Origin of the sequence: Kitasatospora albolonga (genome assembly GCA_002082585.1) — a bacterium.
GTDB lineage: Bacteria > Actinomycetota > Actinomycetes > Streptomycetales > Streptomycetaceae > Streptomyces > Streptomyces stephensoniae.
In genome coordinates this window covers 1,406,238-1,432,406 of the sequence record CP020563.1, presented here as the reverse complement: position 1 = coordinate 1,432,406, position 26,169 = coordinate 1,406,238, and the positions used below count along the sequence as shown (strand labels likewise).

Sequence of the window (26,169 nt, the reverse complement as noted above, 5' to 3'; positions counted from 1 at the left end):
CGCCACCCTCTCCGGTGACCGGCGGCGGGTCCAGCGGGTTCACGCGGCGGGGGCCCGGGACGGCGTACCGTCCCGGGCCCCCGTGCGCCCGCGTCTCCCGCTACTTCACCGGGGTGAAGTCCCGGGCCCCGATGAACTCCGGGCGGCGGATCGGAGCCGCGAAGGGCTCCTGTGCCGTGTTCTCCACGCTGTTGAAGACGATGAAGACGTTGGAGCGGGCGTACGGGGTGATGTTGTCGCCCGAGCCGTGCATGGCGTTGCAGTCGAACCAGGTCGCCGAACCGGCCTTGCCCGTGAAGAGCCTGATGCCGTGCCGGTCGGCCATCTTCGTCAGCGCCTCGTCGGACGGGGTGCCCGCGTCCTGCATCTGGAGCGACTTCTTGTAGTTGTCCTTCGGCGTCTCGCCCGCACAGCCGAGGAACGACTTGTGCGAACCGGGCATGATCATCAGCCCGCCGTTGGTGTCGAAGTTCTCCGTCAGCGCGATCGACACGGACACGGTCCGCATGTTCGGCAGACCGTCCTCCGCGTGCCAGGTCTCGAAGTCCGAGTGCCAGTAGAAGCCCGAGGCCCCGAAGCCCGGCTTCACGTTGATCCGGGACTGGTGGACGTACACGTCCGAGCCGAGGATCTGGCGGGCCCGGCCCACCACCCGCTCGTCGCGGACCAGCCCGGCGAAGACCTCGCTGATCCGGTGGACCTCGAAGACGGACCGTACGTTCTGCGACTGCTTCTCCACGATCGAGCGCTCGTCGGCACGGATCAGCGGGTCGGCGACCAGCCGGTCCAGCTCCGCCCGGTAGACGGCGACCTCGTCCGGGGTGATGAGCTGGTCGACGGTGAGGAAGCCGTCGTGCTCGTACCCCTGGAGGTCCTTGGCGGAGATCGGGCCCGGTGCGCCCGGCGCGGACCAGATGACCGGGTCCTGGCGGGGAGTGGTCATCTCGGCGGCGCCGCGCGAAGGGTAGAGATCGGCGCGTACTTCGGTGGTCATACGGTTCATGCCTCCTCGGTCAGCAGTGGGTAGACACCGTTCTCGTCGTGGTCCTCCCGTCCGGTGACGGGAGGGTTGAAGACGCACACGCAGCGGAAGTCGGTCTTGGGCCGCAGGGTGTGCCGCTCATGCCCGTCCAGCAGGTACATCGTGCCGGGGGAGATCCAGTGGGTCTCGCCGGTCTCGTCGTTGGTGAGCTCGGCCTCGCCCTCGGTGCACAGGACCGCCTCGATGTGGTTCGCGTACCACATGGAGGTCTCCGTACCCGCGTAGAGCACGGTCTCGTGGAGGGAGAAGCCGACCTTCTCCTTGGCGAGCACGATGCGCTTGCTCTCCCAGGTGCCGGACGCGGCCTTCACATGCCGGTCGGTGTTCTCGATGTCCTTGAACGATCGGACGATCACGGTGAGCGGTGCCTTTCTCTCGTGCTCCGCCCCGGGCCGCCGGGGGCCCGGGGCTTCTCTTCTCTCCGCCTTCCCCGGTCGTGCCGGGTCAGGCGGCCGTCTCGCGGACGCAGCGGGCCAGCGTGCGCAGGCCCTCGTCCAGCTCCTCGGTGGTGATGGTCAGCGGCGGCAGCAGCTTGACGACCTCGCTCTGCGGGCCGGAGGTCTCCAGCAGGAGCCCCAGCTCGAAGGCGCGGGCGCAGACCGCCGAGGCGCGCGCCGGGTCCTCGAACTCCATGCCCCAGACCAGGCCCCGGCCGCGGAACTGCGCGGTCGGCTCCTCGGCGCAGATCGCCAGCAGCGCCTGCTCGACCTGGAGGCCGCGCTCCTTGGTCTGCTGTTCCACCCGGCCGTCGGCCCAGTAGGCGTCCAGCGCGGCGGCGGCCGTGACGAAGGCCGGGTTGTTGCCGCGGAAGGTGCCGTTGTGCTCGCCCGGCTCCCAGATGTCCAGCTCCGGCTTGAACAGGCAGAGCGACATCGGCAGGCCGTAACCGCTGATGGACTTCGACAGCGTGACGATGTCCGGGACGATCCCGGCCTCCTCGAAGGAGAAGAAGCCGCCGGTCCGGCCGCAGCCCATCTGGATGTCGTCGACGATCAGCAGCATGTCCTGGCGCTCGCACAGCCCCTGGAGCGCGCGCAGCCACTCGGCGCGGGCCACGTTGATGCCGCCCTCGCCCTGGACGGTCTCCACGATCACGGCGGCGGGCTTGTTGAGCCCGGAGCCCTGGTCCTCGAGCAGCCGCTCGAACCAGAGGAAGTCGGGGACCGTACCGTCGAAGTAGTTGTCGAACGGCATCGGGGTGCCGTGCACCAGCGGGATGCCCGCGCCCGCCCGCTTGAACGCGTTGCCGGTGACGGCGAGCGAGCCCAGCGACATGCCGTGGAAGGCGTTGGTGAACGAGACGACGGACTCGCGGCCCTTGACCTTGCGGGCCAGCTTCAGCGCGGACTCGACGGCGTTGGTGCCGGTCGGGCCGGGGAACATCACCTTGTAAGGAAGGTCGCGCGGGCGCAGGATCACGTTCTGGAACGTCTCCAGGAAGGCGCGCTTGGCGGTGGTCGCCATGTCCAGGCCGTGGGTGATGCCGTCGCGCTCGATGTAGTCGATCAGCGCTCGTTTCAGCACGGGGTTGTTGTGGCCGTAGTTGAGCGAGCCGGCCCCGGCGAAGAAGTCCAGGTAGGAGTGGCCGTCCTCGTCGGTCAGCCGGGCGCCCTGCGCGCGGTCGAACACGGCGGGCCAGCCGCGGCAGTAGCTCCGGACCTCCGACTCCAGGGTCTCGAAGACGCTCAGTGCGGGCGGGGTGATGGTCACAGCGGATCTCCTGCGTGAGGGGGTGTGACGGGCGGTGTGGTCGGTGCTCCCTGCCGTACGGGGACGGCCGGGACCGCGCCGGATGGTCGGCCGGCGCGAAAAGTCGTGGGGGACCGGGCGTACGGGTCGGGTACGCCGGCCCGTGAACGGGACCGGTCCCGCGCGGACGGGAACCGGCACTGCTCGGGCGGAGGCCCTGTCCTGCTCGGGCGGAGTGCTTGTCCTGCTCAGGTGGCGAACGGGCCGATCCGGTAGAGGACCTCCGGCAGGTGCGTCGTCCCCTCGGGGAACAGCCCGCCGTCGAAGAGCACCTCCTGCTCCAGCGCGACATCGTGCCGCTGGGCGTAGGACGTGAACAGCCGGTCGGAAGCGGTGTTGTCCGGGGTGATCGTCGTCTCGACGCAGGAGAGCCCCCGCTCGGCGGCGACCCGGGCGGTCAGCGCGTCCAGCAGAGTGGCGGCCAGTCCCTTGCCGCGATGGGCCCGGTCGACGGCCACCTGCCAGACGACGAGGGTCTCGGGGCGGTCGGGCCTGATGTAGCCGGTGACGAAGGCGATCGGCTCGCCGTCCTCGCCACGGGCGACGGCGGACGTCGCGGCGAAGTCGCGGCACCACAGCAGGTAGCTGTACGAGGAGTTCAGGTCCAGGACCTCGGAGTCGCGGGCGATGCGCCAGATCGCGGCTCCGTCCTCCACTCGTGGTGTGTCGATACTGAGGAATTCGCTTCGGGCACGGGCAAAATCTGCTGGTGCGGCGGTCATGTGAATTGAATTTACCCAGCAAATTTCTAAATTGCATCGAGGCAAAGGGTTGGGCTGGGCGTCGGTATGTGTTATCAGGCGTGCGTGAGATCGCCCTGAAGCCAGGGGTGGTTTCCCGCTCTTTGTCCAGAATTTTTCGGGCATAACGTCCTGCTTGTGGAGTCGGTCACAAGCTGGTAACTCCTGTGGAACGTGTCCGAATCATGAAGTTCGAGCCCCGCGAAAACTTCTGTGTTTACACGGTGGGAAAGCGGGCAAAAGAATGCGGGGAGCTGCTTTCGATAAAGCAGCTCCCCGCATTATGCGTATCAGAGGCCCGGCGAGGTTTCCGCCACCGCGTGACGGGCAGCATCGAAGTCGACCCGTCGGCCCGCACCGTTCAGCGCCGCCCCCACAGCCGCGAGCGAGGTCAGCACCGCGTGCCGCGTCGCGTCCGCCCCGTAGTGATTGACCCGGATCATCTCCTTGGCCAGCGCCCCGCCGCCTGCGACGAGCGGCAGCGAGGGCTCGATCTCCAGCGCCCGCGCGACCAGCGCGGCTGCGTCGGTCCCCGCCGGGGCGCGCAGCGTCGTGGCCACCGGAGCGGCGTCCCGGGCCTCGTGGACGTACGGCTCCAGACCGCCGCCGAGCGCCACCGCACCCGCCCGGGTCGCCGCGGCGGCCGCCGCGTGGCGGGCCATCACGGTGTCCGCGCCGTCCTCCTCGATCCGCTCCAGGCACGCTTCGAGCCCCAGCATCTCCAGCTGCGCCGGGGCGTGCGGCAGCGCCGTGCGGCCCGCGTCGATCCAGCGCTCCTTCCAGTCCAGCAACGAGAGGTACGAGCGGCGCGGGGCGGCCGGGTTGGCGGCGAACCGCTCCCAGGCCCGCCCGCTCACCGAGACCGCCGACACCCCGGCCGGACCGCCCATCGCCTTCTGCGCGCCGATCACGCACAGGTCCACGCCCCAGGCGTCCGGCAGCAGCGGCTCGGCGCCCACCGAGGCGACCGCGTCCAGCATGAACAGCGCCCCGTGCGCCCGGACCACCTCACCGATCTCCGCGACCGGGTTGGTGTTGCCGGTGGCCGCCTCCGCGTGCACCAGCGAGACGAAGTCGATCTCCGGGTGCTCGGCGAGCGCCTCGGCGACCTGGTCGGCGGTGACCGCCGTGTGGAAGGGCACGGTGAGGTCGACGACCTGGGCGCCGCAGTCGCGCAGCCAGTTGCCGAAGGTCTGCCCGTACGGTCCGGTGACCACGTTCAGCGCGGTCGAGCCGGGCCGGGCACCGCTGCGGATGCACCCCTCCAGGGGCAGCAGCGCCTCCCCTTGCGTGATGACGACGTCCTGCCCGGTGGCGAGGAGGGCGGCCACCCGGCGCTCGATGGCCGCGAAGCGCGCGGCGGTCAGCGGGGGAAGGTCGAGGAAGGGGTGCGTCACGGTGAGGCTCTCTCCGGATTCGTTCGGCGGCCGAAGCGGCGTTGGTCGGGCGGTCGGCTCGGTGGTCGAAAGGCTCCAGCAGCCTACCGACGGCCTCGTACAGTGCCGCCTATGAGTGATCAGGTGAGGGATCGGGAGCGGCTGCCGGTGCTGCGGGTGAAGGGTCGGGTCCTCGTCGGCCCGGACGAGGTGCGCGACGAACTGTGGGCCGTCGGCGGGCGGATCACCTACGAGCGGCCCCCGGGCGCGGAGGACGCGCAGACCGTGACGGGCTGGGCGCTGCCCGGACTCGTCGACGCGCACTGCCATGTGGGGCTGGACGCGCACGGCCCGGTCGACGCGGCCACGGCGGAGAAGCAGGCGCTCACCGACCGGGGCGCCGGGACCCTGCTCATCCGGGACGCCGGATCGCCCTCCGACACCCGGTGGACCGACGACCGCGAGGACCTGCCGAAGATCATCCGGGCGGGCCGCCATATCGCCAGGACCCGCCGCTACATCCGTAACTACGCCCATGAGATCGAGCCCGGCGACCTCGTCGCGTACGTCGCCCGGGAGGCCCGGCGCGGCGACGGCTGGGTCAAGCTGGTGGGGGACTGGATCGACCGGGACGCGGGCGACCTGACCGCCTGCTGGCCGCGCGGCGAGGTCGAGGCGGCCATCGCCGAGGCGCACCGGCTGGGCGCCCGCGTCACCGCGCACTGCTTCGCCGAGGCCGCGCTGCGCGATCTGGTGGAGGCGGGCATCGACTGCGTCGAGCACGCCACCGGCCTCACCGAGGAGACCATCCCGCTCTTCGCGGAGCGCGGGGTCGCGATCGTCCCGACGCTGGTCAACATCGCCACGTTCCCCGACCTCGCGGCGGGCGGCGAGGCCAAGTTCCCGCGCTGGTCGGCGCATATGCGGCAGCTGTACGAGCGGCGGTACGACACCGTCCGGGCCGCGTACGACGCGGGCATCCCGGTCTACGTCGGCACCGACGCGGGCGGCTCGCTGGCGCACGGCCTGGTCGCGGGGGAGGTCGCCGAGCTGGTGAAGGCGGGCATCCCGCCCCTGGAGGCCCTCTCCGCCACCGCGTGGGGGGCGAGGCGGTGGCTGGGGCGGCCGGCGCTGGAGGAGGGCGCTCCGGCGGACCTGGTCGTGTACGACGAGGACCCGCGCGCCGATGTCCGGGTGCTGGCCGCCCCGCGCCACATCGTGCTGAACGGGCGTGTGGTCGGCTGACAGGCCGGATGGTGCGCCGGGTTGACGGGCAGTGACGGATACGGGCTCCGGCTCGTTGAGCTCTCTCCGCTCGCGGATGCGCCCCGGCCGACACGGTGTGAAACGGGTGACGGGGAGGGGCGGGAGGGAACGCACGTGCCGAAAGATTCGAATATGCGCGCGGAAACCCCCCTTTGGGGTGAACTCACGCCAGGTGTCCGCCAGTTCACCCACAGTGCGTAAAGATTCACGGAGTCGAGGCCACCGGCACGGGCGATGTCCCCCATTGGGCTGTGCCGGTGGCTCCATGTCTCTTGTGGGGGTTCCACCATCTTGAACAGCAACACCTTCCGTCTCGCCGCCCTGGCGGTCACCACCGCCGCCGTCGCCCTGTCCGCCGCCGTCCCCGCGCAGGCGGCCCCGGCGACGCCCGCGACCGGCGGCGAGGGCAGGGCGAGCGCGGTCGTGCTCCGTACCGGGCTCGACGTCTCGCTCCTCAACAAGTCCGTCCAGGTGCCCCTGAAGGTCACGCTCAACGAGGTGCAGGCCCCGGCCAGCGCCGAGAAGACCGCGCTCACCGTGAACCTGGACGGCGTGGAGGGCGGGGAGCCGGTCAGCATCCTGCGCGCCGACGTGGCCACGGCGGAGGCCACGGCCGACGAGCACCGGGCCAAGGGGTACACCAACCTCGCGAAGGCCCGGGTCCATGTCCCCGGTCTGCCGGCTCTCTCGCTCATCGAGGTCGAGAAGGTGACCTCCAAGGCGCTCTGCGAGGTCGGCAAGGAGCCCGTCGCCGAGTCGAACGTGCTCGGTCATGTGAAGGTGCTCGGCAAGAAGGTGACGCTCAGCGCGGGCGGCCCGACCCGGGTGGCGGTGCCGGGCGTCGGCGAGGTCAGCCTCGACCTGTCGAAGACGGAGACCACCTCCCGTACGGCCGCCGCGACGGCGCTCCAGCTCAAGGTCGCGGTCAACCCGCTCAACCTCAACGTGGCCGAGGTGAACGGAGAGGTCACCCTCGCCGGGGCGACCTGCGAGACGCCGAAGGAGCCCAAGACGCCCGAGAAGCCGGGCGGGAGCGACGGCGGTGCAACGGACGGCGGCTCCACGGGCGGCGACACGGGCGGTTCCACGGACGGCGGTACGACAGGTGGTTCCACGGACGGTGGCGCCACCGGCGACAAGGGCGACGACGGCAAGAGCGGTGGCGGCGACGTGAAGCCGCAGACCGGCTCCGACGCGGGCACCGCCCCCACCACGGCCAACCTCGCCGAGACCGGCGGCAGCTCCACCACCCCGTACCTCGCGGGCGGCGCGGCCCTGCTGCTGGCGGTCGGCGCGGGCGCCACGGTGATCGCCCGCAGGCGCAGCGGCGGCGCCCAGAGCTGATCCGGAGCCTCGCACGGGGCGGGGGCGGCGGTCCGGCCGCCCCTGATCCTGTACGGAACCGGGGGCGGCGGTCGGGTTGGACCCGACTCCCGTACGGAACCGGGGCGGCGGCCCGCCTGACCCCGACTCCCGGACGGGACCGGGAGCGGCGTCCGTACGACGGGACGCCGCCCCTCCGGTCCCTCCCTCAGCGCCCCGTCCGTGCGGGCAGCGCCTGCACCGCCTGGTCCAGGGCCTGGAGGAAGCGGTTCGTCGTCGCCCGGTCACGGACGGCGAGCCGCAGCCACTGCGGCCCCAGCCCCGGGAACGTGTCCCCGCGCCGGGCCGCGAAGCCCAGCAGCCGCAGCCGCTCCCGGATCTCCGCCGCCCGCTCCAGCCGGACCAGGACGAACGGCCCCCGGGCCGCCTCCACCACCCGCACCTCGCTGAACTCCGCGAGCCCGGCCAGCAGATGGGCCCGGTCCACCGTGATCCGGTCCGCCGCCTCCGCAGCCTCCACCAGCGCCCTCGGCTCCATGCACGCCTGGGCCGCCGCCAGCGCCGGGGACGACACCGGCCACAGCGGCTGCGCGTCGGCGAGCAGCGCTACCGTCTCCGGGGCGGCCAGGACGTAACCGATCCGCAGCCCGGCCAGCCCCCAGGTCTTGGTGAGGCTGCGCAGCACCACGAGCCCCGGGATGTCCGTACGCCCGCACAGCGCCTCACGCTCGCCCGGCACGACGTCCATGAACGCCTCGTCGACCACCAGCGTCCGCCCCGGTCTGGCCAGCCGCTCCAGCAGGGCCGCCGAGTGCAGCACCGACGTCGGGTTGGTCGGGTTGCCGACCACCACCAGGTCCGCCTCCTCCGGCACCGCCGCCGGATCGAGCCGGAAACCGTCCTCCGCCCGCAGCAGCACCCGCCCCACCCGGTGCCCGGCCGCCCGCAGCGCCGCCTCCGGCTCGGTGAACTGCGGATGCACGACCACCGGACAGCGGGCCGGCAGCGCCCGGGCGATCAGGACGAACGCCTCGGCCGCGCCCGCCGTCAGCAGAACGCGCTCCACCGGCAGTCCGTGCCGCTCGGCGACCGCCTCCCGGGCCGCCGTGCCGTCGGGGTAGGCGGCCAGCGAGACCAGGGACGCGGCTATCCGCTGGCGCAGCCACTCCGGTGGTGTGTGGGTGCGGACGTTCACCGCGAGATCGGTCAGATTCTCGCCGCGCACCTCCGCGTCTCCGTGGTGGCGCAGGTCGGGCCCGGCGCTCTCGATGTCCCGCGTGGGGGGATGTGTGGGGGGATTCATGGCTGTCATGGTGAACGGCCGGGGGCCTTCCGTCACGGGTGGGGTGGAAGTTTTCTCGCCGGAAACAGGGAAAGGCGCAAGGACGGCCGGAAACCGGCGTGCCACCGCGCAGGTCGCGCGCCCCGCTCCGACGGACTTCTCCACCACCAGCTCGTCCGCGCCGATCAGCGCCGCCGCCTCCGCCACCGACGGCGTGCCCACCGCCCCGCCCGGCGCACCCGACGGATTCGGCACCCGCACCTCCGCCAGCGCGGCCGCCGGATACGTCCGCACCGGCACCCCGAGCCGGGCGGCGGCCCCCACGATCCCCGGCTCGTCCGCCTTCGCGTCGACCGTCGCCACCTCCGCCACATCGGCGGTACGCAGCCCCGCCCCGCGCAGGGTCTCCTCGATCAGGCCGAACACCTCGTCGGGCGGCGCGCCCCGGCGGGCGCCGACCCCGACGACCAGGTTCCGCGCACCGGGCCCGGGGGCGGCCGGGGCGGGGCGGTCGGCGGCTCCGGTCATGGGCGGGTTCCTGGGGGCGGGGTGCTCGTCATGGCGGAGCCTGCCTTTCACATCAAGCGGTGGGGGGTGGAGCTGTGCCGTATACGGTCACGGACCCGGCGGCCGTACGGCTCACGGACCCGGGCGTACGGGTGGGTGCGGGCGACCCCGGTAAGGACACCCTGAGATGCGGCCGACGGGGTCGATCGACTAGCAAGACCCCATGGCGGTGTTCGTCGCGCTCGGCGCGTTCCTGATGACTCTGGCCGGCGGCTGGGTCGCGCAACGCGTCACCGACCGCCGCCATCTGGTGCTCGGCCTCGCGGGCGGGCTGATGCTCGGAGTGGTCGGCCTGGACCTCCTGCCGGAGGCCCTGGAGGCGGCGGGGACCCCGGTGTTCGGGGTGCCCGCGGCGCTGCTGCTGTTCGTCGGCGGCTTCCTGGTGGCCCATCTGGTCGAGCGGCTGCTCGCCGCCCGCCAGGTGGCACACGGGGCGGACGGGCAGCGGGTGCCGCAGGTGGGGCTGGCGGCGGCCGCCGCGATGGTCGGCCACAGCCTGATGGACGGCATCGCGCTCGGCGCCGCCTTCCAGATCAGCGGCTCCATGGGCGTGGCCGTCGCGCTGGCGGTGATCAGTCATGACTTCGCCGACGGATTCAACACGTACACCCTCACCAGTCTTTACGGGAACGCCCGCCGCAAGGCGCTCCTGATGCTGTTCGCGGCCGCCCTGGCACCGGTCGTGGGCGCCGCGTCCACCCTGCTGTTCACCCTTCCGGAGGAACTGCTCGGCGGCTATCTCGGTTTCTTCGGCGGAGCGCTGCTCTACCTGGCCGCCGCCGAGATTCTTCCCGAGGCACACCACACCCATCCCGCCCGCTCCACCCTTCTCTGCACCATCGGGGGCGTGGGCTTCATCTGGCTGGTGGTCGGCATCGCGGAGTGAGCCGCACGTGCGCCTCTGCACGCCCTTGTACGCCTCACCGCGCCCGGCAGTGCTCCAGGAACCGGCGGGCCACCTCCGGCGACGCCGCCCAGTGGGTGTGCAGATAGCTCGCGTGCACGCCCCGCTGGACGTACCCCTCGACCCGCCGCTCCGGCTGGTGCATCCCCCAGGCGGGCACCGGACCCGCCCCGGGCTCCAGCACCGTCCGGTGGAACTCGTGCCCCCGCAGCCGGGTCCCGGCCGCCGCCAGCGGGCTGTCCGAGACCGCCACCGCCTGCCGGTAGCCGAGCGTGAGCCGCTCCGACATCCGGGCCTCCGCGTCCAGCACCCCGCACATCGGCTTCCCGTCCAGCTCCCGCGCCAGATACAGCAGCCCCGCGCACTCGGCCGCCACCGGGGCGCCGCTCAGGGCCAGCTCGGTCACCGCCCGCCGCAGCGGCTCGTTGGCGGACAGCTCGGGGGCGTACACCTCCGGGAACCCGCCGCCGATCACGAGCCCCGCCGTTCCCGCCGGGAGCTTCTCGTCCCGCAGCGGGTCGAAGACCACGACCTCCGCACCGGCCGCCGTCAGCAGCTCGGCGTGTTCCGCGTACGCGAAGGTGAACGCGGCCCCGCCCGCCACGGCGACGACGGGCCGGGGACCTTCCGCAGGGGCGTACGCCGGTGTCCACGGCTCGTCCGGCAGCGCGGGCGCCGTCCGCGCCAGCGCCATCAGTGCGTCCAGGTCGCACCCGGCGCGCACCCGCTCACCCATGGCCCGTACGGCGTCCACCGCATCGCCCTGCCGCTCGGCCACCGGGACCAGACCCAGATGGCGCGAGGGCGTCGCGACCTGCGGGGCCCGCCGGATCACGCCCAGCACCGGCAGGCCGGACTCGTCCAACGCGTCCCGCAACAGCGCCTCGTGCCGGTCCGAGGCCACCTTGTTCAGGATCACCCCGCCGATCCGCACCTCCGGGTCCCAGGAGGCGAACCCGTGCACCAGGGCCGCCACCGACCGCGACTGCGAGGAGGCGTCCACCACCAGCACCACCGGTGCCTTCAGCAGCTTCGCCACCTGCGCGGTCGACGCCAGCTCCCCCTGGCCCGAGGCACCGTCGTACAGCCCCATCACGCCCTCGACCACGGCGAGGTCGCACCCCGCCGACCCGTGCGCGAAGAGCGGGGCGACCAGCTCCGGCCCGCACATGTACGCGTCGAGATTCCGGCCGGGGCGGCCCGTCGCCAGGGAGTGGTAGCCCGGATCGATGTAGTCCGGGCCCACCTTGTGCGGCGAGACGGCGAGCCCGCGCGCGGCGAAGGCGGCCATCAGACCGGTGGCGACGGTGGTCTTGCCGCTGTTGGAGGCCGGAGCGGCGATGACCAGACGGGGGACACTCACCACTCGATGCCCCTCTGGCCCTTCTGCCCCGCGTCCATCGGGTGCTTGACCTTCGACATGTCGGTCACCAGGTCGGCGGCCTCGATCAGCGCGTCCGGCGCGTTGCGGCCGGTGATCACCACATGCTGGGTGCCGGGCCGGTTCCGCATCACCTCGACGACCTCGTCGGTGTCGATCCAGCCCCAGTGCAGCGGATAGGCGAACTCGTCGAGCACGTACAGCTTGTACGTCTCCGCCGCCAGGTCCCGCTTGACCTGCTCCCAGCCCTCGCGGGCCTTCTCCTCGTTGTCGAGCTGGCCGTCCCGCTGGACCCAGGACCAGCCCTCGCCCATCTTGTGCCAGTCGACCGTGCCGCCCTCGCCGCTCGCGCCGAGCACCTTCAGCGCGTTCTCCTCGCCGACCTTCCACTTCGCCGACTTCACGAACTGGAACACCCCGATCGGCCACCCCTGGTTCCAGGCCCGCAGCGCGAGCCCGAAGGCGGCGGTCGACTTGCCCTTCCCGATGCCCGTGTGGACGAACAGGAGCGGGCGGTTGCGGCGCTGACGGGTGGTGAGCCCGTCGTCCGGCACCGATATCGGCTGTCCCTGCGGCATTAAGCGGCCCTCCCGGCTGCGGTGACGTCCTTGACGAGCCCGGCGATCGAGTCGGCCCGCAGCTCGTCCAGCGTGACGGCGGTGCCTCCCAGCTCCCGGGCCAGCTCCCCGGCGAGACCGAGGCGTACGTACCCCGACTCGCAGTCCACGACGACCGAGGCCGCCCCCTCGGCGCGGTGCAGCCGCGCCGCCCGCCCGGCGAGCGCCACCGGCTCCGGACCGCCGGTCGCCCGGCCGTCCGTGACGACGACGAGCAGGGGCCGCCGCGACGGATCGCGCAGCCGCTCCACCCGCAGCACGTCATGGGCCTTCAGCAGCCCGGCGGCCAGCGGAGTGCGCCCCCCGGTCGGCAGCGACTCCAGCCGGGCGGCGGCCGCGTCCACGGACGAGGTCGGCGGCAGCGCCACCTCGGCCTCCTTGCCCCGGAAGGTCACCAGACCGACCTTGTCCCGCCGCTGGTAGGCGTCCAGCAGCAGCGACAGCACGGCCCCCTTGACCGCGCTCATCCGCTGCCGGGCCGCCATCGACCCGGACGCGTCCACGACGAACAGCACGAGGTTGCCCTCCCGCCCCTCCCGGGTCGCCTGCCGCAGATCGTCCCGCCGCACCACGAGCCCGCGCCCCGCACGCCCGCGCGCACGCTGGTGCGGGGCGGCCGCCTGCACGGTGGCGGCGAGATGAAGCTTGGTCAGCGCCCCCTGGGGACGGTGTGCGCCGGTCGTACGCCCGTGCTCGGTACGGGCCCGGGAGCGCCGCCCCGCAGCGCCTTCCCCGAGCCCCGGAACGCTGAGCATCTTCGTACGGAAGGGCTCGGCGGCCGCCACGGGCTGCTGCTCGGCGCCGGAGGAGGACCGTCCGGGCGCGTCGGGGGTGCCTTCGGGGGTCTGCGACGGCGTGTCGTCGCCGTCCGCTCGAGGCGGCGTACGGTCCCCGTCGGCCTGAGGCGGCACGCCTCCGCCTCCACCGCCGCCGTCACCGCCGCCATCGGGCCCGGGATCGGGATCGTCGTCGCCGTTCTCCGGCGGGCCGGCCTCGTCCAGGGTCTGATCGAGCTTGTCCTCGTCGAGTCCCGGAGCGTCGAACGGGTTGCGGCGCCGCCGGTGGGGGAGGGCCAGCAGGGCGGCCTGCCGCACGTCGTCGGCGGTCACCTCCTCGCGCCCGGCCCAGGCGGCGAGCGCGGTCGCGGTCCGGGCCATCACGATGTCGGCCCGCATCCCGTCGACCTCGAACGCGGCGCAGGTCGCGGCAATCTGCCGCAGCACGCCGTCACCGAGCACGACCCGGGGCAGCAGGGCGCGCGCGGAGGCGATGCGCTCCCGCAGAGCCGTCTCCTCCCCGGCCCAGCGCGCGGCGAACCCGGCGGGGTCGTCGTCGTACGCGAGCCGGCGCCGTACGACCTCCACCCGCTCGTCGGTGTCCCGGGACGCGGAGACCTCCACGGTCAGCCCGAACCGGTCCAGCAACTGCGGTCGCAGCTCGCCCTCTTCCGGATTCATGGTCCCGACCAGCAGGAACCGTGCCGCATGCCGTACGGAGACGCCTTCGCGCTCGACGTACGAGGCACCCATGGCCGCCGCGTCCAGCAGCAGGTCCACCAGGTGGTCATGGAGGAGGTTGACCTCGTCGACGTACAGAATCCCGCGGTGCGCGTCCGCCAGCAGCCCCGGCTCGAACGCCTTCACGCCCTCCGAGAGCGCCCGCTCGATGTCCAGCGCCCCCACGAGCCGGTCCTCGGACGCGCCCACGGGCAGCTCCACGGTCCGCGCGGCCCGCGACACACCGGCCGCCTCCCCGTGCGGCCCGTCGGGACACGCCGGATCGGGGGAGGCCGGGTCACAGGAGAACCGGCACCCCGGTACGACGGAGACCTCGGGCATCAGCGCGGCCAGCGCCCGTACGGCGGTGGACTTGGCGGTCCCCTTCTCGCCCCGCACGAGCACTCCGCCGACGGCCGGACTGACCGCGTTCAGCAACAGCCCGAGCCGCAGGTCGTCCTGCCCGACGATCGCGGTGAAGGGATAGGGCGTATTCACGTGGCCTCCTCGTCGACGTCAACATCAGCACCATCAAGCCCCTGGCCCCTTGACCCAGCGGACCCGGCAAAATCAAGCCCCTCCGGCGATTGAGGAGCGGGGTCCGGGGCAGCGCCCCGGCTCTCCGGAGCATCCGCACCCACGTCACCCGGCACCGAAGGGGCCCCGGGCGGCACGAACGGCAGCCCCTTCGGCGCACCCCCCTCGATCAGCCGCCACAACGCCTCCGTGTCCGCGTGCTCCTCCACCAGATCCCCCAGCCGGTCGAGCTGCTCCTCCCGCAGCACCCCGAAACGCGTGTCCGGCGCGGGCACGAACCGCCGCCCGGCGGCCCGGGCCACCTCCACCAGGAACCGCCGCCGGAACGCGTCGCTCTCCAGCGACCCGTGCCAGTGCGTCCCCCACACCGCCCCGACCCGGCAGCCGTCCAGGAACGGTTCCCCGCCCCGTACATCGGCCACCCCGTGATGGATCTCGTACCCCTCCACCACCTCGCCCAGCGCCGAACCCACCGGCCGCGCCAGCGTCTTGGCCCGGTCGAAGCGGACGCGTACGGGAAGAACCCCGAGCCCGTCCACGACCCCCGCCCGCGACTCCACCTCGTCCTCGATGCGCTCACCGAGCACCTGGAAACCGCCGCAGATCCCCAGCACCGGCCGCCCCTCGGCCGCCCGCCGCACCAGGGCGTCCGCGAGCCCCCGCTCCCGCAGCCAGGCGAGCGCCTTCACCGTGCCGCGCGTCCCCGGCACGATGACGAGATCCGCGTCGGCCAGCTCCTCCGCCCGGTCCACGAACCGCACGACGACACCCGGTTCGGCGGCCAGCGCGTCCACATCCGTGAAGTTGGACATCAACGGCACCGCGCAGACCGCCACCCGCAGCACGTCCTCCCCATGGGGCGGCGCCACGACCGACTCGCGCACCGCACCCCGCAGCGAGACCCGCAGGCCGTCCTCCTCGTCGATGCCGAGCCCGTGGGCGTACGGCAGGACTCCGTACGTCCGCCGCCCGGTCAGCCCGTACAGCATGTCGAGCCCCGGCTCCAGCAGCGAGACATCACCCCGGAACTTGTTCACCAGGTACCCCGCGACCAGCGACTGGTCCTCCGCGCTCAGCAGGGCCGTGGTGCCGAAGAACGAGGCGAAGACCCCGCCCCGGTCGATGTCCCCGACCACCAGCACGGGGAAGCGGGCCGCCCGTGCGATGCCCATGTTCACGATGTCGGTGCGGCGGAGGTTGATCTCGGCCGGTGACCCGGCGCCCTCGCAGATCACCGCGTCGTACGTCGACCGCAGCTGCTCCAGGCAGTCCGTGACCGTCCCGAGCAGCGCCTCCTGGCGGCCCCCGTGGTACCCCCGGGCGCTCATCTCGCCGACCGGCTTGCCCATCAGGACGACCTGGCTGGAGCGGTCGCTGCCGGGCTTGAGCAGCACCGGGTTCATGAGCGCCGTCGGCTCGACCCGGGCGGCCTGCGCCTGCATGGCCTGGGCGCGGCCGATCTCCGCGCCCTCGCGGGTGACGAAGGAGTTGAGGGACATGTTCTGCGCCTTGAACGGCGCGACCTTCACGCCCCGGCGCACCAGCCAGCGGCAGATGCCCGCCGTGACGACGCTCTTGCCCGCGTCGGAGGTCGTCCCCGCGACCAGCAGCCCGCCGCCGCTCATGCCCGCCCCCGTTCCCGTACCGCACCGCTCGGTGCCGTACCGCTCACACCTACGCCTGTCATGCCCGCCCCTGATTCCGCCCCGCGACGAGGTGCCCCGCCACCAGCCGGCCCGCCACGCACACCCCGAGGGCCAGCGTTCCCACCCGGCGCGACAGCCGCACGGCCCGTTCGATGTCGGCGGACCGGACCTCCCGCCCGGACTCCCCGTTCAGGACCGGCCGGTGCTCCACGCGCCCCGCGTACGCCAGCGTCCCGCCCAGCCGTACGCCGAGCGCCCCCGCGAACGCGGCCTCCACCGGTCCGGCGTTCGGGCTCGGGTGGCGGTGCGCGTCCGCCTTCCAGGCGCGTACGGCCTCCGAGGGCCGTCCGCCGCCCACCACGGCCAGCGCGGCGGTCAGCCGGGCGCCCGGCCACCCCACCGCGTCGTCCAGCCGGGCCGAGGCCCAGCCGTAGCGGCGGTAACGGGGCGACTTGTGGCCGACCATCGCGTCCAGCGTGTTCACGGCCCGGAACCCGACGAGCCCCGGCACCCCGCCGATCGCGCCCCACACCAGCGCGCCGACGACGGCGTCCGAGGTGTTCTCCGCGACCGACTCCACGACCGCGCGGGCGATTCCCGGCCCGTCCAGGGCGTGCGGATCGCGCCCGCACAGGTGCGGCAGCCGCTCCCGGGCCACCTCCAGGTCCCCGGCGGCCAGCGCGCCCCCGATGGCGCGGGCCTCCCGGCCCAGCGACGTACCGCCGACGACCGACCAGGTGGTGGCGGCGGTCAGCGCGACGGCGAGCGCGGGACGGTCCCGTACGGCACGGGCGGTCAGCGCGGCGGCCCCCACGGCGCCTCCGGCGCAGAGCAGGGTGTGCAGCGCGCCCCGGCCCCGGTCGTCCCGCCACAGCAGCGACTCCACCCGCGCGGCCACCCGCCCGAAACCGGCGACGGGGTGCCCCCGGCGCGGGTCGCCCAGCAGGGCGTCGGCGATCAGTCCGGCGGTGGCGCCGTACGCGAAGACGCGACCGGCACCCACTCCGCCGGCGCGCGCGTCGGCGCGCGCATCGACACGCACGGGGCTCAGGCCGTCGTGGGTCGGGGCGTTCCGGCGTGAGGGGGCACGGGATGCGGCGCTCGGCGGCCAGGCATGGCGTTAAGTCCTTAACTCAGGGTCCGCGCCCTGGTTCGACGTGACCGGCGACGAGAGTCTCCTGGCTTCCGGATCGGCAGTTCCCCCGGCCTTCCAGCCCGTGGATCGAGGGCCGTGACATCCGTTGTGGGGGAGTGCTCCCCGGTGACAGTGGCGGGACCGCGCCGGATTCGCACCGGCTTCCTCTGCTGTCGCCGTACATGGCCCCGGCAGTCCACCACGCTGCGAGAACGGCCGTCAACTTGCTGTTGACCTGCGGAGCTCCAGTGTGCGCAGACGCACATCGGGCCGGACACACGGTGGTGTGTCCGGCCCGAAGGAGTGCGCGGGAGCGCGGTGGGGGCGTGTCAGGCGACGATCAGATAGATGCCGTACGCGACCGCCGCCACGCACGCCGCGAAGGCGGCGTACGCGCCGGTGCGCGCCAGCACGGCCGCACCGCCGGAGGCTCCGGTGCCGCCGGCCGGGGCCGACAGCTTGGAGAGGGCGACGATGCCCAGGGTGAAGACGCCGACCAGAGCGACGGTGACCACGAGACTGACACCGAAGACGGAGGCGAGAGCTGCCCAGTCGATTTTCATACGGATCTGTCCTTACACCGTGGCCGTGGAGCGGGGCGTGTCGTCGGGCGCCGCGGACGGGGCCGGGATGGTGGTCGAGAGCTCGGGGACCGCACCGGCGGTGGGCGGCGGCGCGACCGCGGCCATGGCGGTGGTGACGACGCCCTGCGGCTCGTCGGCCGTCGTACCGTCCGTGTCGTTGACGTTGGTGTGGTCGACCGGCTCGCGGCGCGAGGCCAGCCAGATGGCGAAGGAGCCACCGACCAGGATGACCGCGGTGACGGCGATGCCCCAGGGGCCCTGCTTGGTGAGGAACTCGGCGCCCGCGCCGACCAGGGCGGCGGCCGGGAGCGTGAGGCCCCAGGCGACGAACATCCGGGTGGCGGTGGACCAGCGGACCACGCCGCCCTTGCGGCCGAGGCCCGCGCCCATCACGGCACCCGAGCAGGACTGGGTGGTGGAGAGCGAGAAGCCGAGGTGCGAGGAGGCCAGGATGACCGTGGCCGCGCTGGTCTGGGCGGCGAAGCCCTGCGGCGGCTGGAGGTCGGTCAGGCCCTTGCCCATGGTGCGGATGATGCGCCAGCCGCCGAGGTAGGTGCCGAGCGCGATGGCGACACCGGCGGAGACGATGACCCACATGGGCGGGTTGGAGCCGGGGGCCAGGACACCGCTGGTGACCAGGGCCAGGGTGATGATGCCCATCGTCTTCTGGGCGTCGTTGGTGCCGTGGGCGAGCGAGACGAGACCGGCGGAGGCGATCTGCCCGGCCCGGTAGCCCTTGGCGGTCGACTTCTGCTGGTTCGGGTCGGTGACGTTCCGGTTGATCCGGTACGTCAGCCGGGTGGCCAGCATCGCGGCGATACCGGCGACCAGCGGGGCGGCGATCGCGGGCAGCAGCACCTTGGTGACGACGGTGCCGCCGTTGATCGAGGACCAGCCGGCCGACATCACGGCGGCGCCGATCAGACCGCCGAACAGGGCGTGGGAGGAGCTGGAGGGGAGCCCCAGCAGCCAGGTGAAGAGATTCCACAGGATGGCGCCGACGAGCGCCGCGAAGATGACCTCTGTTCTGATGCCGTCTTCGTTGACGATCCCGCCGGAGATCGTCTTGGCGACCTCCACCGACAGGAACGCGCCGATCAGGTTGAGAACGGCGGACATGGCCACCGCTGTCTTGGGCTTCATCGCGCCGGTCGAGATGGTGGTCGCCATCGCGTTGGCGGTGTCGTGGAAACCGTTCGTGAAATCGAACACGAGAGCTGTTACGACCACAATCGCAAGCAGCAGCGTGATGTGTTCCATTTACCCAGGCAATCGTTCGACGTCAGTGGCTCGTGGACCGTAGGCAACCTGGGTGAACGGAAGATGAACTGGGCGGGTCGCTGTGGTGACCCCAACTGGAGTCGGATGGTTCCGCTTGTGTGCAGGAGGGGCTGCGGAAGGCCGGTGGGGCACCGGCTGGGCTGCCCTTTACCCCTCATTGGCGAAGACTTTGACGGGCGGTTCGGGGCCCGGAAGAGATCCCCGTCACGTGGGGGATCACGTTCCGCTTCCGGGCCGTCACCCCTACGCTCGCCCCATGAGCGAGCAGCAGCCGGAACCCATCGTCCGGACCTGGCGGGAGGTGGTCGCCACCGCCCGCCGCAGCGCCGCCGACGGGCTGGTCGTCGGCACCTCCGGCAACGTCTCCGCCCGGGTCGGGGACCTGGTCCTGGTGACCCCCAGCGGGGTGCCCTACGACCGGCTCGGACCGGGGGACGCGGTCGGGGTCGACCTCACCGGGCGGCAGGTCATCGGGGAGCTGAAGCCGACCAGCGAACTCCCCCTCCACCTCGCGGTCTACCGGGAGACCGGGGCCGCCGCCGTGGTCCACACCCACGCGGTGCACGCGACGGCCGTCTCCACCCTCGTCGCCGAGGTGCCGCTCGTCCACTACGCCGCCGCCCTCCTCGGCGGCCCCGTCCGCACCGCCGCCTACGCCCGCTACGGCACCCCGGAGCTGGCCGACGCCATGCTCACCGCCCTCCGCGACCGCACCGGCTGCCTGCTCGCCAACCACGGAACCGTCACCTACGGCTCCACCCTCGACCGGGCCTACGAGCGCACCGCCCAGCTGGAGTGGCTCTGCCGCCTCTGGCTCACCGCGAGCTCCGTACCGGGCCTGAACCCGTCCCTGCTCAGCCACGCCCAGCTGGACGAGGTGACGGAAGCGCTGAAGGGGTACGGACAGAAGGGGTGACCCGAGGGCTTCCCGGCCGCCTGGGGGCCTGGCCGTGCGGGTCCCCGGCCGTCCGTGCCCCCGGCCCTCCGCGTCCCGGCCCGCCCAGCCCCGGCCGACCGGGGGAGCGGGCGCCGCACCGGACGGCCCCCGCCCGCTGGCACCGCGCCGCCCGGCCCACGAGACTGAAACGGTGCGCCCGGCAACTGCGACGGCAACGGCCGTCACCACGATCCTCGGCGCCGGTGCGGCAGCGGTCGCGGCCGGCCGGTACGCCAGCGACGCCGCCCTCAGGGCGGCTCCCGGGCGGCCCCTGCCCGCCGACCGCAGACTCACCGTGCACGCCACGGCGATCGGGCGGATCACCCTGACCCGCTCCCTCACCGTGCTCCGCCCCGGTACGTACGGGATCGAGGGCCACGGCATCCACGCCGTGGTCGGGCCCGTCGTCGAAGGGGCCGGGGCCACCGCCGACACCGTCGTCCGCAGGCTGGAGCGGGTCACCCGAGGCACCCTCGAACCCGGCGTCAAGGTCCGCCTCACCCCCGAGGTCCACCGCGGCGACCCGGGCGGCGCCCTCGGCCTGGAGTACCGGGAGGTCGAGATCCCCGGCGAGCTCGGCGGACTGCCCGCCTGGTGGGTGCCCGGCAAGCGCGACACCTGGGTCATCACTGCCCACGGCCTCGGCACCACCCGGGAACACCCCATGAACCTGATGGGCTTCCTGCACGGCCAGCAGCTCCCCGTGCTGGACATCGCCTACCGGGGTGACGCCGGAGCCCCCCGCCCCGCCGACGGCCTCGGCCACCTCGGCGCGTCCGAGTGGCGCGACCTGGACGCCGCGATGCGCTTCGCCGTCCGCTACGGCGCCCGGAGAATCGTCCTGTACGGCTGGTCCACCGGCGCCTCCATGGCCCTGTACGCCGCCGTCAACTCCCCGCTCCGCGAGCGCGTCGGCGGCCTCGTCCTGGACTCCCCGGTCCTGGACTGGCAGACGACCCTGCGCGCCCTGGCCGCCGCCCGGGGCGTCCCCGCCGCCCTGCTGCCGCTCGCCGTCCGCGCCGCCCAGGGCAGGACCGGGATGGCCGGGGCCCCGCTCCTGGACCCCTCCCTGCCCGACGCGCTGCCCGCCCCCGCCCTGATCCTGCACGGGCCGGACGACACGATCGCCCCCTGGGGCCCCTCCCGGGAGCTCGCCGCCCGCCGACCGGACCTGGTCAGCCTCCACGCCGTACCGCGGGCTCCGCATGCGTCGATGTGGAACGCCGCTCCCGGCCGCTACGAAGAGACCCTCCGGCGCTTCCTCACGCCCCTGATGTGAGGTGTTGCGGGGATCGGTCCCTTTGGTCGCCGCACCACCGGTAACCCCCCGCGTACCGGTGAAACGCCTTCCGTTTGGGCTTTCGGGCCGTCAGAGGCAAGACTGCTCCCGTGACGTCCCGTACCCCGCGCGACTCCAGGCTGCGACTTGTCCGCCCGCGACCCCTCGCCACCGCCCGCAGGGCCGTGTCCACCCGGCGCACCAGGCCGGCCCCCAGGCCCCCCGAGGGCACCCCGCCCCGCCCCGAACTGGCCCGCCAGGCCAGGGCGGTCCTCGCCGACGCCGTGCGCATCGCCCACTGGGCGGCCGGTGCCCCCGCCCCCGGCAGCTCCGCCCCGCTCGCCGCCCAGGCCCTGGAACGGGCCGCGACGGCCCTGGAGCTCTCCCCGGCCCAGGTGCGGGCGGGCTGGGACCGGGCCAGGCTGGCCGGTCTGATCGAGCTGCACGGCGACACCGCCCGCCCCGGCTGGCGGCTGCGGGCCTGGGACCGGGACGACTCGGCCGTGCTGCGCGGCTGGGTGGCGCTCTTCGACGCCTGGTCGCTCGTCCACGCGGCGCCCGAGGACATCGAGGCCGGTGCGGTGGCCGAAGCCGTCGAGGCCGTGCCCCAGGTGCTCTCCCTCCTCCAGCTCTCCGCGGGCCCCGTTCCCGTACCCGCCCTCCTCGACCTCCTCGCCCAGCGCATCGCCGAACTCCAGGAGGAGCGGTGCGAGGTCCCGTACGGGGCGGGCCGGGCAGCCGGTGAGAACGCGCCGGCCACCGGATGCCCGGCCCCGGTCCGCAGCGCCGACCTCGACGCGCTGCTGCTCGACTGGGCCCTGGAGGGCCTCGCCGCCGTCGGCGCGCTGACCCTCGGCAACGGACACGCCACCCTCACCCCCCTCGGCAACTGGGCGGTCTGGGTCAAGCTGGAACAGATCTGCGTAGCCGCCCAGAGCCCGGCCGGGAACATCGAGCAGTCCGCCGCCGACATGCTCCTCGGCTGCGCCCGGCTCACCCCCGGACCGGCCCGCGACGAGTACCGGGCCTGGCTCGCCGCCCGTACGGTCGGCAGCGCCGTCACCGAACTGCTCGCCGTCGCCCGGGGCGAGGACGCGCTGCTGCGGGGACTGGCCTTCGAGGCGCTGCGGGTCGTCGGCGCCCCCGCCGAGCCCGAGGTCCGCGCCGTGGTCACCCACCCCTCGCTGCGCCCCTACGCCCTGCTGTGGCTCGCCGAGTACGAGGGCGCCGACCCGGACGACGCGCAGGAGATCCTCAGCCGTGAGGAGGCCACCTGGCTCTGGGTCGACACCGCCGCCGCCGTCGCCGACCACGGGGAGACCGGGCTCCTGGTCCGCCATCTCGACTCCGCCGTCCAGGGCACCGTCCCGGCCCTGCTCGACGAGGTCCGGGCCGTCGGCCACCCGCGCACCGTGCAGGTTCTGGTCGCGCTGGCCGCCGCCCACCCCGACCCGGCCCTGGCCAAGGCGGTCCGCCGGGCCGCGTTCCAGGTCCACACCGGCGGAGCCTGAGACCGTACGCCCCGGGGCCCGCCCGCCGCTCGGCCGACGGGCGGCCCCCGGGGCGTACGCCCTCCTGGAACGCGTCCCCGCAGAGCGGCGTCGGCACGGCCCGGCTCAGGCGAAGGTGTCGCACTGCCCCATGTCGCCGCTGCGGAACCCGGTGGAGAACCACTGCTGCCGCTGCGCCGACGAACCGTGCGTCCAGGACTCCGGGGTGACCCGGCCCTGGAACCGCTCCTGGATGCGGTCGTCCCCGACCGCCGCCGTCGCGTCCAGCCCGTCCCGGATGTCCGCCCGGGTCAGCTCCGTGATCAGCGGGCGGCCCGTCGACCCGTCCGGTGTCGTCGTCGCGTGGTGCGCCCAGACCCCGGCGTAGCAGTCGGCCTGGAGCTCCACCTTCACCGCGTTGCTGTCGGCGCCCTGCCGCCCGTCCTGCGAGCGGCCCAGCGTGCCCAGCTGGTTCTGCACATGGTGGCCGTACTCATGGGCCACCACGTACGCCTGCGCGAACGGCCCGCCGCTGGAGCCGAACTTCGTCCGCAGCTCGTCGAAGAAACCCAGGTCCAGATAGACCTTCCGGTCACCGGGGCAGTAGAACGGCCCCACCGCCGAGGTCGCCGCCCCGCACGCGGTGGAGACCCGCTGGCTGAACAGGACCGTCGGCGCGGCCCCGTAACCGCCGCCCCGCCGCCGGAACTCCTGGCGCCAGAAGTCCTGGACGCTGTTGACCACCGCCACCGTCCGGCAGTCGTCCCGGCTGTTGGCGTCCCGGCCCGTCCGGCAGCTCTCCTGCACCTGCGCCGCCGACGAGGAGACCGCCTCGGGCTCCGTATCGTCCGATGAGAGGCCCAGCTGGTCGGGGCCGACGCCGAACAGCAGCCCCAGGATCAGGGCGATCACCCCCACGACGCCGCCCCCCACCGTGGCCCGCCCGCCGGGGATGCGGCTGCCGCGCACGTCCTGGACCTCGGACGTGTCCAGACCGGCGTCGTCGTCGAACTGCACGGGCGCACCACCCTCGGCTCGGGGCGGGCGGCGCCGTGCCGCCCTGCGCCGAGTATCGGACGGTTCGTCCCGGTGGGCACGCGGAAAAGCAGTTGCACACCGCCAGTAGAATGGGGCCCATGGCCCTTCTCCTTGTGCATTAGCGGCGTCGAGAGACCTCCGCCCTCGTCCCTCCGCCGTCCACACTGCCCTGGAGTTTTTCCGTGATCACCGCCACCGGCATCGAGCTGCGCGCCGGCGCCCGCATCCTCATCGAGTCCGCCTCCTTCCGTATCGCCAAGGGCGACCGCATCGGCCTGGTCGGCCGCAACGGCGCGGGCAAGACCACCCTCACCAAGTGCCTCGCGGGCGAGGGCACCCCCGCGGGCGGCACCATCACCCGCTCGGGCGAGGTCGGCTACCTCCCGCAGGACCCGCGCACCGGCGACCTCGAGATCCTCGCCCGCGACCGCATCCTCTCCGCCCGGGGCCTCGACGAGATCCTGCGCAGGATGCGGGAGAACGAGGAGCGGATGGCGAACGGCAAGGGCGCCACCCGCGAGAAGGCGATGAAGAAGTACGAGCGCCTGGAGACGGAGTTCCTCACCAAGGGCGGGTACGCCGCCGAGGCCGAGGCCGCCACCATCGCCGCCGCGCTCAGCCTGCCCGACCGGGTGCTCGGCCAGCCCCTCCATACGCTCTCCGGCGGTCAGCGCCGCCGCGTCGAGCTGGCCCGCATCCTCTTCTCGGACGCCGACACCCTGCTCCTCGACGAGCCCACGAACCACCTGGACGCGGACTCGATCGTCTGGCTGCGCGAGTACCTCAAGACCTACCGCGGCGGCTTCGTCGTGATCTCCCACGATGTCGACCTCGTCGAGACCGTCGTCAACAAGGTCTTCTACCTGGACGCCAACCGTTCGCAGATCGACGTCTACAACATGGGCTGGAAGCTCTACCAGCAGCAGCGCGAGGCCGACGAGAAGCGCCGCAAGCGCGAGCGGCAGAACGCCGAGAAGAAGGCCGCGACCCTCAACGCGCAGGCCGACAAGATGCGGGCCAAGGCCACCAAGACCGTCGCCGCGCAGAACATGGCCAAGCGCGCCGACCGGCTGCTCTCGGGCCTGGAGGCCGTACGGGTCTCCGACAAGGTCGCCAAGCTGCGCTTCCCCGACCCCTCGCCGTGCGGCAAGACCCCGCTGATGGCGGAGGGCCTCTCCAAGTCGTACGGGTCGCTGGAGATCTTCACCGACGTCGACCTGGCCATCGACAAGGGCTCCCGCGTCGTCATCCTCGGGCTCAACGGCGCGGGCAAGACGACGCTCCTGCGGCTGCTCGGCGGCGCGGAGAAGCCCGACACCGGCCAGGTCATCCAGGGCCACGGCCTCAAGCTCGGTTACTACGCCCAGGAGCACGAGACCCTGGACCCGGACCGCACGGTCCTGGAGAACATGCGCTCCGCCGCCCCCGACCTCGATCTGGTCGAGGTCCGCAAGACGCTGGGCTCGTTCCTCTTCTCCGGCGACGATGTCGACAAGCCCGCCGGGGTGCTCTCCGGCGGCGAGAAGACCCGGCTCGCGCTCGCGACCCTGGTCGTCTCCTCGGCCAACGTGCTCCTGCTCGACGAGCCGACGAACAACCTCGACCCCGCCAGCCGCGAGGAGATCCTCGGCGCGCTGCGTACCTACAAGGGCGCGGTCGTCCTCGTCACCCACGACGAGGGCGCGGTCGACGCGCTCCAGCCGGAGCGGATCATCCTGCTCCCGGACGGTGTCGAGGACCTCTGGGGTGCCGACTACCGGGACCTCGTCGCGCTCGCCTGAGCCGTCCCGGAGGGTGTCCCGGCCCCTCCGGGCGGGCCCGGCCCCCCTCCGAACAGATCGATTCGGCTCCGGATAGATCATTCGGCCTACGCGTGATCCATCATCTGTGTGAGGGCGTCTCGTACCCCGGTGGTGCGCCGGGCGCTCACCCGCCCCGCACCCCTTCCGGACGCCCCCTTCCTCGTACGGCCCTGACCTGCCGGTTCTTTCGCCGGTCGGCGCCGTATGCCCTCACAACCCCTCGGAATACGGGATTCCGTTCGTGTCGAAGCGCTTCCCGGTACGGAAACCGGTCGCATCGACCTTGCCGAATGGGTGGCCAGGAAGCGCGGGAGGGGTGATCATGAGAGTCCAGAGCGCACTTCCCATTGAGGAGGCACGGGTGGCCGAGACTCTGAAGAAGGGCAGCCGGGTGACCGGCGCCGCGCGTGACAAGCTCGCGGCAGACCTGAAGAAGAAGTACGACTCCGGTGCGAGCATCAGGGCGCTGGCCGAGGAAACCGGCCGCTCCTACGGGTTCGTCCACCGGATGCTCAGCGAGTCCGGAGTGACGCTGCGGGGACGCGGCGGAGCCACGCGAGGCAAGAAGGCCGCTTCGGCCTGAGTGCCTCACTACTGGGACGGGGCCCAGGGACTCATCGGAATTCGGGGTGGCCACCCGGCTGACCGTGAGGTCGTCCGGGTGGTTACTGTTCAGTCACTTAGTTTCTGAGTGCTG

22 protein-coding genes and 1 riboswitch are annotated in these 26,169 nt (G+C 73.0%); of the genes, 8 read left to right on the top strand and 14 right to left on the bottom strand.

What is annotated here, in order from left to right:
* Window positions 1–100 precede the first annotated feature (100 nt).
* From B7C62_06140 to B7C62_06120, 5 genes are all read right to left on the bottom strand, one after another.
* Window positions 101–994: an ectoine hydroxylase gene (locus tag B7C62_06140; protein ARF71885.1), complete on the bottom strand. Its 894-nt coding sequence runs from the start codon at window positions 992–994 to the stop codon at window positions 101–103.
* 5 nt (window positions 995–999) lie between these two features.
* Window positions 1,000–1,398: an L-ectoine synthase gene (gene ectC / locus B7C62_06135; GenBank protein ARF71884.1), complete on the bottom strand. Its 399-nt coding sequence runs from the start codon at window positions 1,396–1,398 to the stop codon at window positions 1,000–1,002.
* Window positions 1,399–1,486: 88 nt separating this feature from the next.
* The gene (locus B7C62_06130; GenBank protein ARF71883.1) at window positions 1,487–2,752 is read right to left on the bottom strand and encodes a diaminobutyrate--2-oxoglutarate transaminase; all 1,266 of its coding nucleotides are present in this window, start codon (window positions 2,750–2,752) and stop codon (window positions 1,487–1,489) included.
* A gap of 227 nt (window positions 2,753–2,979) precedes the next feature.
* The gene (locus tag B7C62_06125) at window positions 2,980–3,513 is read right to left on the bottom strand and encodes a diaminobutyrate acetyltransferase (protein ID ARF71882.1); all 534 of its coding nucleotides are present in this window, start codon (window positions 3,511–3,513) and stop codon (window positions 2,980–2,982) included.
* A gap of 308 nt (window positions 3,514–3,821) precedes the next feature.
* The gene (locus tag B7C62_06120) at window positions 3,822–4,928 is read right to left on the bottom strand and encodes an aspartate aminotransferase (protein ID ARF71881.1); all 1,107 of its coding nucleotides are present in this window, start codon (window positions 4,926–4,928) and stop codon (window positions 3,822–3,824) included.
* A gap of 111 nt (window positions 4,929–5,039) precedes the next feature.
* Between B7C62_06120 and B7C62_06115 the strand changes: the two genes are divergently transcribed.
* Window positions 5,040–6,152, top strand: a complete 1,113-nt coding sequence (locus tag B7C62_06115; protein ID ARF71880.1) for an amidohydrolase — start codon at window positions 5,040–5,042, stop codon at window positions 6,150–6,152.
* Window positions 6,153–6,464: 312 nt separating this feature from the next.
* Window positions 6,465–7,517, top strand: coding sequence for a hypothetical protein (locus B7C62_06110; protein ARF71879.1), 1,053 nt, complete (start codon window positions 6,465–6,467; stop codon window positions 7,515–7,517).
* A 187-nt stretch (window positions 7,518–7,704) separates the two neighbouring features.
* On the opposite strand, the gene B7C62_06105 is transcribed toward B7C62_06110, so the two are convergent.
* Window positions 7,705–9,306, bottom strand: a complete 1,602-nt coding sequence (locus B7C62_06105; GenBank protein ID ARF71878.1) for an L-threonine-O-3-phosphate decarboxylase — start codon at window positions 9,304–9,306, stop codon at window positions 7,705–7,707.
* Between the two features lie 202 nt (window positions 9,307–9,508).
* Here B7C62_06105 and B7C62_06100 point away from each other — a divergent pair, with 202 nt between their 5' ends.
* Window positions 9,509–10,231, top strand: a complete 723-nt coding sequence (locus tag B7C62_06100) for a permease (GenBank protein ARF71877.1) — start codon at window positions 9,509–9,511, stop codon at window positions 10,229–10,231.
* Window positions 10,232–10,265: 34 nt separating this feature from the next.
* Here B7C62_06100 and B7C62_06095 read toward each other — a convergent pair whose 3' ends face one another.
* The 7 genes from B7C62_06095 to B7C62_06065 all read right to left on the bottom strand — a co-directional run bounded on the left by B7C62_06095 (window position 10,266) and on the right by B7C62_06065 (window position 18,905).
* Window positions 10,266–11,615, bottom strand: a complete 1,350-nt coding sequence (locus tag B7C62_06095) for a cobyrinic acid a,c-diamide synthase (GenBank protein ID ARF71876.1) — start codon at window positions 11,613–11,615, stop codon at window positions 10,266–10,268.
* Window positions 11,609–12,208, bottom strand: a complete 600-nt coding sequence (locus B7C62_06090; GenBank protein ID ARF71875.1) for a cob(I)yrinic acid a,c-diamide adenosyltransferase — start codon at window positions 12,206–12,208, stop codon at window positions 11,609–11,611. Before B7C62_06090 ends, B7C62_06095 begins: the two co-directional genes overlap by 7 nt.
* Entirely contained in the window at window positions 12,208–14,241 is a 2,034-nt protein-coding gene (locus tag B7C62_06085; protein ID ARF71874.1) for a magnesium chelatase, read from the bottom strand. Before B7C62_06085 ends, B7C62_06090 begins: the two co-directional genes overlap by 1 nt.
* Complete coding sequence (locus B7C62_06080) at window positions 14,238–15,905, bottom strand: cobyric acid synthase CobQ (GenBank protein ARF71873.1); 1,668 nt, start codon at window positions 15,903–15,905, stop codon at window positions 14,238–14,240. Before B7C62_06080 ends, B7C62_06085 begins: the two co-directional genes overlap by 4 nt.
* 58 nt (window positions 15,906–15,963) lie before the next feature.
* Window positions 15,964–16,929 (bottom strand): cobalamin biosynthesis protein, encoded by a 966-nt coding sequence (locus tag B7C62_06075; protein ARF77014.1) that lies wholly within the window; start codon window positions 16,927–16,929, stop codon window positions 15,964–15,966.
* A gap of 168 nt (window positions 16,930–17,097) precedes the next feature.
* A riboswitch (cobalamin riboswitch) is annotated at window positions 17,098–17,230 on the bottom strand.
* Window positions 17,231–17,390: 160 nt separating this feature from the next.
* Window positions 17,391–17,624, bottom strand: coding sequence for a hypothetical protein (locus B7C62_06070; protein ID ARF71872.1), 234 nt, complete (start codon window positions 17,622–17,624; stop codon window positions 17,391–17,393).
* Between the two features lie 12 nt (window positions 17,625–17,636).
* On the bottom strand, window positions 17,637–18,905 hold the full coding sequence (locus B7C62_06065) for a phosphate transporter (GenBank protein ARF71871.1): 1,269 nt from the start codon (window positions 18,903–18,905) through the stop codon (window positions 17,637–17,639).
* Window positions 18,906–19,182: 277 nt separating this feature from the next.
* Between B7C62_06065 and B7C62_06060 the strand changes: the two genes are divergently transcribed.
* The 3 genes from B7C62_06060 to B7C62_06050 all read left to right on the top strand — a co-directional run bounded on the left by B7C62_06060 (window position 19,183) and on the right by B7C62_06050 (window position 22,653).
* Window positions 19,183–19,842, top strand: coding sequence for a fuculose phosphate aldolase (locus tag B7C62_06060; GenBank protein ID ARF71870.1), 660 nt, complete (start codon window positions 19,183–19,185; stop codon window positions 19,840–19,842).
* A 172-nt stretch (window positions 19,843–20,014) separates the two neighbouring features.
* Complete coding sequence (locus B7C62_06055) at window positions 20,015–21,142, top strand: hypothetical protein (protein ARF71869.1); 1,128 nt, start codon at window positions 20,015–20,017, stop codon at window positions 21,140–21,142.
* Window positions 21,143–21,327: 185 nt separating this feature from the next.
* A complete protein-coding gene (locus B7C62_06050) occupies window positions 21,328–22,653 on the top strand; it encodes a hypothetical protein (GenBank protein ID ARF71868.1) in 1,326 nt (441 codons plus the stop codon).
* 105 nt (window positions 22,654–22,758) lie between these two features.
* On the opposite strand, the gene B7C62_06045 is transcribed toward B7C62_06050, so the two are convergent.
* A complete protein-coding gene (locus tag B7C62_06045) occupies window positions 22,759–23,649 on the bottom strand; it encodes a hypothetical protein (GenBank protein ID ARF71867.1) in 891 nt (296 codons plus the stop codon).
* A 203-nt stretch (window positions 23,650–23,852) separates the two neighbouring features.
* Here B7C62_06045 and B7C62_06040 point away from each other — a divergent pair, with 203 nt between their 5' ends.
* Window positions 23,853–25,451: an ABC transporter gene (locus tag B7C62_06040; protein ARF71866.1), complete on the top strand. Its 1,599-nt coding sequence runs from the start codon at window positions 23,853–23,855 to the stop codon at window positions 25,449–25,451.
* 343 nt (window positions 25,452–25,794) lie between these two features.
* Window positions 25,795–26,055, top strand: coding sequence for a hypothetical protein (locus B7C62_06035; GenBank protein ID ARF77013.1), 261 nt, complete (start codon window positions 25,795–25,797; stop codon window positions 26,053–26,055).
* The last annotated feature ends 114 nt before the right edge of the window (window positions 26,056–26,169 follow it).